Here is an 8,921-nt window from a genome sequence, read left to right on the forward strand (position 1 = left end):
CACTTTGCCGGTAAAAAACTGCGTGGCGACATCGCATATCAGGCTCTTCGCTGATGGATGAACACATCGATACCCTTTTACAGCGCGAGCATCTCTCGCTCGCTTCAGTTCGCCAGAGAGCAGCTGCATTTGGAATTGATGAAATTCTTTTATCGGTTATTTTAATGGTGATATTATGGAATCCTATTGTTAATGCTACAACATTAGAAGATATGATTGCAGTAACCAACAGCTTTTTGCTTGAATATATGGCAATAAAAATTCTTTATCAGACCTTTTTTACGATGCAATACGGTGCGAGTCTTGGCAAAATTGTAATGAAAATTCGTGTTATCGAGCTCTCTAGCCTTTCGAATCCTACCTTTTTAAGTGCCTTTAATCGAAGTGTTTTTCGGGTCGTGAGTGAGATCCTTTTTTATCTTGGATTTGTGTGGGCAATGCTCGATCCGTACCGAAGAAGTTGGCATGATCGAACCGGAAGGACATTGGTAATCAATGGGTAAATATATCTGGATCAGCCTGATCACTTCCACCCTTCTTTTAGGTGAAGATCGTGTTGAATTGTATGGAACGAATGTTGATGCAGAGGGCTCAATTGCAACAGCAACCGGTAATCCTGTTGCGCTGTATCAAGATCAGATCATTAGCGCTGATAAACTGAGCTATGATCGCAATGCCAGTGTCATGGAAGCTAATGGATCGGTCAATATTTTTAAAGCCGGACATTATCACACTATTAGTAATTATTCCCGAATCAATCTTAACGACGATACCCGTTATTCAACTCCCTATTACGCGGTAGATACTCAGAGTGGTTTATGGATGAGTACGTCAGAAGCGCAAGGGTGTCAAAGTGATATTGATTTAGCCAGTGGATCGCTATCGGGATGTGATTCAGTTGATCCGTTATGGAGAATCCGATTTAGTAGTGCCGATTATAATACGGACAAGATGTGGGTTAATCTCTATAATGCGCGCTTGGAAATCGAAGACATTCCCGTTTTTTACCTTCCTTATTTTGGGTATCCAACAGATCGGACACGAAGAAGTGGATTGTTGATCCCCTCTTTAGGGTGGTCAGGTTCAGAAGGATTCTATTATCTTCAACCGGTCTATTTGGCACCGAAAAATTGGTGGGATCTGGAGCTTCGCCCCCAAATACGGACTCTTCGAGGATCGGGAATTTATGCTGATTTTCGCTTTGTCGATACCCTTTCATCGCAGGGCTCCATTCGGATGGGTTATTTTAAAGAACAATCTACGTATGCACTTGAAAATGACTTGGCTCATATCAAACATTACGGGTATGATGTTCATTATCGTCATAGTGCCCCTTTGCGAGAGTGGTTTGATTTAGATCTTGAAGGTGAATCAGGACTTTACGTTGATGGGAAGTGGATGAATGATGTTGATTATTTGAATCTGCAAGAGAGTGATGAAACTAAAAATGTCACCGCGAATCAGGTGATGTCACGAATTAATCTTTATTATAGCAGTGAAGATAATTATTTTGGAAGTTATTTTAAACACTACCAATATTTAAATATTGAAAATAACGGTGCAACAATCCAAACTCTTCCGACATTCCATTATCACCGTTATTTGAAGAGTTTTTTAGACGATTATCTCCTCATCAGCGGTGATGCGATGGCGACTCACTATTATCGACCAAATGGAAAACGGGCAATAGAAGCGAATTTTAATATTCCGCTAGCCCTTCAAACTTCTGTGTTTGACGATTATTTGGATGTGAGTTATACCGCTAATGCTTCTGCAAGTATGATGGGATTTTATGCTAATGGAAGGCCTGATGAAACGGGTAGTGCTTATGAGCAGGGAAAATACGCTCAGCTTGATCATACGTTTAGCATTGGATCAACTTTAGTAAAGCCTTATGATAATAATATTACCCATGTTATCAACCCCAATGTAAGTTATACTTCTGCAGGGAGCCGTTATTATGGCGGCTATTATAAAACATTTCACTCTAGCCAAGAGTGTGTTGTAGGCAATACTGATCCAGCTTGTGAATACTATAGTTTAAATGAGCCGAGTGATACCCTTTCGCTTGGGGTTAATAATTACGTGTTTGAAAATGGGACACAGTTATTTGTGGATCGGCTCTCCCAAAATTTCCGCTATGATGATCAGGGCAGCTATTACGGTGAACTACAAAATGAACTAGAGTGGCAAATCAGTAGCGCTATATCATTTTACAATCAAACGGCATTCAACCATGACCGTAACCGAGTGACCAAAGAACAAAATACTCTGCGCTATAATGGTGAAATAGTAACAGCAGGTGTGAGTCATTACTACAGTGATCAACTCCAAAAGAATCTTCCAGTGTATGCATCGTATTGGACAGCGGATGTAGGATACCGATATAATCGCAATTATCAAATTTTCGCTAATGTTGCCTACGATTACCATGAGTCTTTAATGAAACGGAGTGAAATCGGTGTGCTATACACTCAACGATGTTTCGACTTCGGGGTTCGCTTTGTTCAAAATCGACGTCCTGTTTTAACTAATGATATGAACAATAACTCAGTAAATGACTCCTATATTTTTATTACCATTCTTTTAAAACCGATCGGTGGATCGGAATTTAACTATAAACTCACCGGAAATTAGAGAGGATAAGGGATGAAACTAGAAGCAAAAATAGGTCTTTTTGTTGTGATGGCATTAGGTGCTTTATTGTTCCTCTCTACTCAGGTAACATCGTTGGGTAAATGGGGCAATGAAGGGTATTTAGTGCAAGCTTATATCGAAGATGCCTCAGGGATTGAAAAGCATACCCATGTATTGATGAATGGGGTAACTATAGGAGATGTTGATAACCTCACAATTGAAGGGAAACGGGTAAAATTGACCCTAAAGATCGATAAAGGGGTAAAAATTCCCGATGATTCATCGGTTATTGTTGCACAGGAATCGTTGTTAGGATCGAAAGTGATTAATATCGTTGTCGGAGACTCTACTGCTTTTTTACGTGATGGAGGCGTTTTGTCTCAGTCCAAACGGTATGCGACTTTTGATCAAACAAGTGATTCGGTTAATGCTGCCGCTAAAGAGTTAGAACTACTATTAAAAGATTTTCGCTCAACCCTTGATGACGAACATCGTCAAGCTATCCAAGAAGCTATTATCGCATTCCGTAATGTTGGAGTTAATCTCGATGGAGTTATTGTTGATAATAGAGACGATCTTCATGCCGCTATTACCAATTTTAGAGCGATGTCTGCCGGATTTGGACAGACTGCCGATACGGTCAATAAAGATTTACCGGCAATTATGGCACGTATTAACTCTTTGACGACTCGAATGGATAATATCAGCGGCTCATTGGAACACAAACTCCCGGAAGCGGTTGATAAGTTTGTTAAGATCGAAGATAACGTCAGTGTTATTCTTGCAGAAAACCGTTCTTCATTGAAAGATACGATTAGTAATGCGGGTTCATTTTTCAAAAGTGGTGAAGAAGCATTTGGAAAACTTGATTCAATGCTAGGCAGCTTGACAGCGAGTGAATTACAGGTGGCGATGCATACGGATTATATGATGCGCGATCAGTATGGGAAAGTTTATTTGGGGGTTAATTATCTCCCCAATCCGGAAACCTATTATATGTTTGATCTCATCAGTACCGATGATTATTCTCAGCCAACCCTTCCGGTTAAACACCAAAAAGGGAAGACTTACTATTCAGCGCAATACGGGAAACGGTTTGATAACACGTTGCTTCGATTCGGTGCAATTGAATCGACTGGCGGTATCGGGGTCGATTATTTTACGAATCATGATAAGTTGAAATTCAGTGCCGAAGCGTTTGATTTTAATGCAGTTGATGATGTTCGTGGAACACACGCGCACCTAAAAGCGCAAGTGCGCTATCAAATGCTTAAACATCTTGAACTCTACGGTGGATGGGATAATTTCCTTAATCCCGAATCTCAAAATGTTTTCTTAGGATTGGGTCTACGATTTATCGATAACGATTTTAAATACCTTATCGGTGGCGCTTCTTCGATGAAGCGATAACAAAATGGAGAATGAATGAAATACAATGTTGAATTAGAGTTAAAAAATAAAACCGAAGCGTACGCGTTTAATCAAGTAGCGGCGCAAGCCAACGGTGCCGCATGGCTGAAATGTGGTGATACCGTGATATTGGCAACGGTTGTTGTCGATGAGACCGATTTTGTCGATGAAGATTTTTTACCTTTGACGGTTCAATACATCGAGAAAAGCTACGCTGCGGGGAAATTTCCGGGGGGCTTTATCAAACGGGAAACCAAACCGAGTGATTTTGAAACGTTAACGTCACGGATTGTAGATCGATCTCTTCGCCCGTTGTTCCCAAAAGGGTTCGCAAATCCGATCCAAATTACCGTTATGGTTTTAAGTGCTGATAAAGAGGCTGATTTACAAGTATTGGCGCTTAATGCGGCATCAGCGGCATTATATGTATCCGATATTGATATTTTTAACTCGGTGAGTGCGGTACGTGTCGGTAAAATCGATGGAGAGATTGTTTTCAATCCAACCCGAAGCCAACTTGAACAAAGTACCCTTGATTTGTATTTGGCGGGAAGCAAAGAAGATATGCTCATGATCGAGATGCAAACACTCGGAAGCGATGAGATGGAGATTCTTGAGATGGGAATGATCGATCCGATGATTGATCCTGCTATGAGCATCCCTGCAATACCAATCCGTGTGTCGAATGCAATGCACGAAGATGAACTGATCCGTGTTCTCGCTTCAGCTCAACAAGCATTGTTTGAATCCAACAGTGCGTATGAGGCCGCTTTTCAACCATTCGCATCGGCACCGTTTGAGATCCAATATGTCATCAGTGAAATGAATGGTGAGATGATTGAGTATGTCCGTGCAAATCACATAGATGATTTAAAACGCGGTATCAACCAAATGGCAAAAACAGAACGTTCTACTGCTTTGCGCACGATCCGTAAAACCATTATAGGTGAAAAGCCGGAGTGGAATGAACATGACTTGAAAAAAGCGATTGAATCGGTGAAACGCTCTATGGTGCGTACACAGATTTTGGATGAAAAAGTACGCGCAGATGGTCGTGGTCTGAACGAAGTTCGCCCAATTCGTATTGAGACGAACGTATTGCCAAGTGCACATGCTTCGGCGCTCTTTACTCGCGGGCAAACACAAGCGCTGGTTATTTTGACATTGGGCGGGATGAAAGATGCTCAAATGTTTGAAAACCTCACCGACAGCGGTACTCAAAACGAAGCGTTTATGGTTCACTATAACTTTCCGGGATTCAGTGTCGGGGAACCATCGCCGATCGGTGCACCGCGTCGTCGCGAATTGGGACACGGCAATCTCGCCAAACGGGCGTTAGAGGGTGCGTGTGTCCGTAACGGGCAAACAATCCGTTTGGTCTCTGAGATTTTGGAATCGAACGGCTCTTCATCCATGGCCACCGTGTGCGGCGGCTATATGGCGCTTCGTGCAGGGGACATCGAGATGGCAGATCCTATCGCAGGTGTTGCAATGGGAATGGTTCAAGAGGGTGGACGCCACGCGATTTTGACCGATATCATGGGGTTAGAAGATCATGACGGTGACTTGGATTTCAAAGTAGCGGGTTCTAAAGCGGGGATTACCGCGATGCAGATGGATATTAAACTCGGCGGTATCCATCTTGATGTTCTCAAAGAGGCATTGTATCAAGCTTCAGATGCGCGCACACATATCATCGACATCATGATGAGCAGTGAAGAGAACATTGAGCTTAACGAGGGGACATTACCAAGTACCGATCTTTTCCACATTGATCCGAGCTTTATTGGTGATATTATCGGTCAAGCAGGAAAAACCATCCGTGAAATTATCGAGCGTTTCGACGTAACGATTGATATTGATAAGAAAAAAGGCTCTGTCAAACTGACCGGCAAAAATCGTGACGGTCTGCGCGGTGCGCGTGATCATATCGAAGGGATCATCAGCGGCGTAACTGTGGTGGAAAAAGTGGAGTACAAAGTAGGTGATATCGTCAAAGGAAAAGTGAAAAAAATCGTCGATTTCGGCGCATTTATTGAACTTCCAGGTGGCGTGGACGGATTAATCCATATCTCTAAACTCTCTGATGGACACATCAGCCGTGTTAGCGATGCGGTGAGTGAGGGGGATGAATTGATGGTTGAGATCGTCGAATTCAAAGGAAATAAGATCGGATTAGGTCGAGCTAAGTAATTTTTTAGCTCACTAAAACTATAATTCCATCCACAAAGTGATAAGTAGGGACACTATCCGAACAGACTTTGATTTAAATACGGAGATTAATCATGAAAAAAGTTCTTTTTCTTATGCTCGCTCTTGTTGCTTCAGTATTCGGTGCTGATGAAGCAGTAGCGGTTGTTGAAGCTGCTGTTGAAGCGGCACCTGCTGCTGCGGCTGCATCTGCTGACGTTGCAAACCAAACATTGAAAGCGTATTCTATGATCGCTGCTGGTGTTGGTCTTGGTTTGGCTGCACTTGGTGGAGCAATCGGTATGGGTAGCACTGCTGCTGCTACTATCGCGGGTACTGCACGTAACCCAGGTCTTGGCGGAAAATTGATGACTACTATGTTCATCGCTCTTGCTATGATTGAAGCACAAGTTATTTATACACTTGTTATCGCTCTTATCGCTCTTTACGCTAACCCGTATTTGGCTGCGTAAGTTTTACCTCTCTTTCGGTCAGCTCTAGCGGCTGACCACCTTTTTTATGCGGTCGTGGTGGAACGGTAGACACGCTACCTTGAGGTGGTAGTGCCTTACGGGTGTGGGGGTTCAAATCCCCCCGACCGCACCAACTTTTACTTTATATTACAAACTTTCCCAATAACTTCTTTTTTTATCTTTGACCGTTTTGAGCCAAAACAAATCAAATTTTCTTCGTTTTTTATCTCTTTTGAGGCAATCAGTTTAGCATATCTTATCAAAATAATCTGTATAACATTGTGATCATACGCACGTATGCAAATATGTATTAAATTGTCCTATTTTTTAACTATGCGCGAATCAAAATATTATAAATGCAACATATATGCAACTTACCGATGATAAACTTATGGTAAACAATAATAGATTTACTAAATCGCGAAAGATAAAAATGCAAAATGATTTGAAAATTCTTACTAGAATTGGTCAAGATTTGAGAATTATGATTGTAGAGAGTGATAAAAACTTATCACATAGTGCCCAAGAAATATTATTTCCATTTTTTGATGAGATAGTTGTGACGCATACTGCTGAAGAAACTCTTGCACTTTATAAATCTAATTCCTATGCTATTGTGTATATAGATTTAATTCTTTCAGATATGGAGGGGATAGAATTAATTACAAAGCTGCAAAATCAGGATAAATACCAGAAATTTATTATTTTCATGGATGAGAGTCATACTCATATGATATTAAAGCTTTACGAGTTAGGGATAATATTTTTTATTTTTAAGCCTTTCACTACAAAATATTTTTTACATGTAACTTATGACGTAATTCGTATATTATTACCAGATCAATACGTAGAAGAGCAGGTAAGTGAATTTCATAAAAAGCTTGCTGATATTACTGAAGAAAATAAACTTCAATGCAATTTACTTATGCAGCAATCGAAGCTGATTCAAACGGGTGAAATGCTCTCTATGATTGCGCACCAGTGGCGGCAACCACTCTCTGTAATTACTTCTATCATAGCAACAACACGTACAAAGATGGCTTTGGATATATACAAACGTACTGGTGATCCGTATTTAGCAATAGAAGAAGATTTAGGAAATTCATTTGGACGTATTGAAGAAGCAGCAGATTTTCTTTCAAAAACTGTAAATGATTTTCGAAATTTTTATCGTCCAACCAATACGCCTAACACATTTTGTGTAGCAGAATTAATAAACAGTGTATGTCGAATGGTAATTCCTGAAAAACATTATATTAATATAGATGTAGAACTTAAAATAGACACTAGTATTGTGATTACAAACTTTGAAAATGAACTAAAACAAGTCCTAATTAATATTATTAACAATGCAAAAGATGCATTTGTTGAAAAAAATATCGAAAAACCAAAACTTAGAATAATGCTTCAAAAAAAAGAGGACTCAGTCTTTTTAAATATTACTGACAATGCAGAGGGTATTCCACTCTCAATTATGGAAAAAATATTTTTACCGTACTTTTCAACAAAAAGTGAAAAAAATGGAACCGGCATAGGACTACATATGGCTAAAACAATAATTGAGCGTCATCTTGGGGGCACGATAAATGTTAGGAATGATGAATTGTATGGCGGAGCTAATTTTTGTATTGAAATAATGCATAAGATAAACATTTGTGAGGATCATATATGATAAATGTAAAAGATGTATTTCACTATTCAGAAAAATTATCTGTATTGTATGTGGAAGATGACACAAGTTTAAGAGATGAGATGGAGCTTTTATTCAGTCCATTTTTTGAATTTGTTGAAATCGCAGTTGATGGGTTAGATGGGTTAGAGAAATACAATCGTAGAAAATTTGATATCGTAATAACGGATATTAATATGCCCAGAATGAATGGGATTGAGATGATTACAGCTATACGCGCAATCCATCCAGAACAAAAAATCATTGCAGTTTCAGCCCACAATGAATCTGACATCTTGATTAATTTGATTGAAAACGGTGTAAGTAGTTTTATTCTAAAACCGATTATTCACCAAAATATATTAAATGTTTTATATCCTGTATGTCGTGATGCCAGCACCCAAAATTTGAATGTTGAACTATTTGAAATGCTCAATGAAGAAAAGAGCAAACTTAAAAAACAAGTGCGACTCCTTGTTGCACAATTAAATGCCATTTCAATCAAAAACGATCAAGTGTATGAATTACTGAACACTAAAGAA

The 8,921-nt window shown here is 39.8% G+C and carries 7 protein-coding genes and 1 tRNA gene; all 8 read left to right on the forward strand.

The annotated features are described in order from the left end of the window. The first annotated feature begins 53 nt into the window (after positions 1 to 53). A complete protein-coding gene (locus JZU62_RS05435; protein WP_295012670.1) occupies positions 54 to 503 on the forward strand; it encodes an RDD family protein in 450 nt (149 codons plus the stop codon). Next, a complete protein-coding gene (locus tag JZU62_RS05440; protein WP_295012672.1) occupies positions 496 to 2,637 on the forward strand; it encodes an LPS-assembly protein LptD in 2,142 nt (713 codons plus the stop codon). Before JZU62_RS05435 ends, JZU62_RS05440 begins: the two co-directional genes overlap by 8 nt. Before the next feature lie 12 nt (positions 2,638 to 2,649). Beyond that, entirely contained in the window at positions 2,650 to 4,047 is a 1,398-nt protein-coding gene (locus tag JZU62_RS05445; RefSeq protein WP_295012674.1) for an MlaD family protein, read from the forward strand. A gap of 15 nt (positions 4,048 to 4,062) precedes the next feature. Continuing rightward, positions 4,063 to 6,240, forward strand: a complete 2,178-nt coding sequence (locus tag JZU62_RS05450) for a polyribonucleotide nucleotidyltransferase (RefSeq protein ID WP_295012676.1) — start codon at positions 4,063 to 4,065, stop codon at positions 6,238 to 6,240. A 92-nt stretch (positions 6,241 to 6,332) separates the two neighbouring features. Continuing rightward, on the forward strand, positions 6,333 to 6,710 hold the full coding sequence (locus tag JZU62_RS05455) for a F0F1 ATP synthase subunit C (RefSeq protein ID WP_295012677.1): 378 nt from the start codon (positions 6,333 to 6,335) through the stop codon (positions 6,708 to 6,710). 48 nt (positions 6,711 to 6,758) lie between these two features. Next, positions 6,759 to 6,843, forward strand: a tRNA-Leu gene (locus tag JZU62_RS05460). 300 nt (positions 6,844 to 7,143) lie between these two features. After that, positions 7,144 to 8,382, forward strand: coding sequence for a hybrid sensor histidine kinase/response regulator (locus JZU62_RS05465; RefSeq protein ID WP_295012678.1), 1,239 nt, complete (start codon positions 7,144 to 7,146; stop codon positions 8,380 to 8,382). Continuing rightward, the coding region (locus JZU62_RS05470) for a response regulator (RefSeq protein ID WP_295012680.1) at positions 8,379 to 8,921 on the forward strand (543 nt) is incomplete at its 3' end. The genes JZU62_RS05465 and JZU62_RS05470, both read left to right, overlap by 4 nt.

It is taken from the genome of Sulfuricurvum sp. (genome assembly GCF_019163035.1).
GTDB lineage: Bacteria > Campylobacterota > Campylobacteria > Campylobacterales > Sulfurimonadaceae > Sulfuricurvum.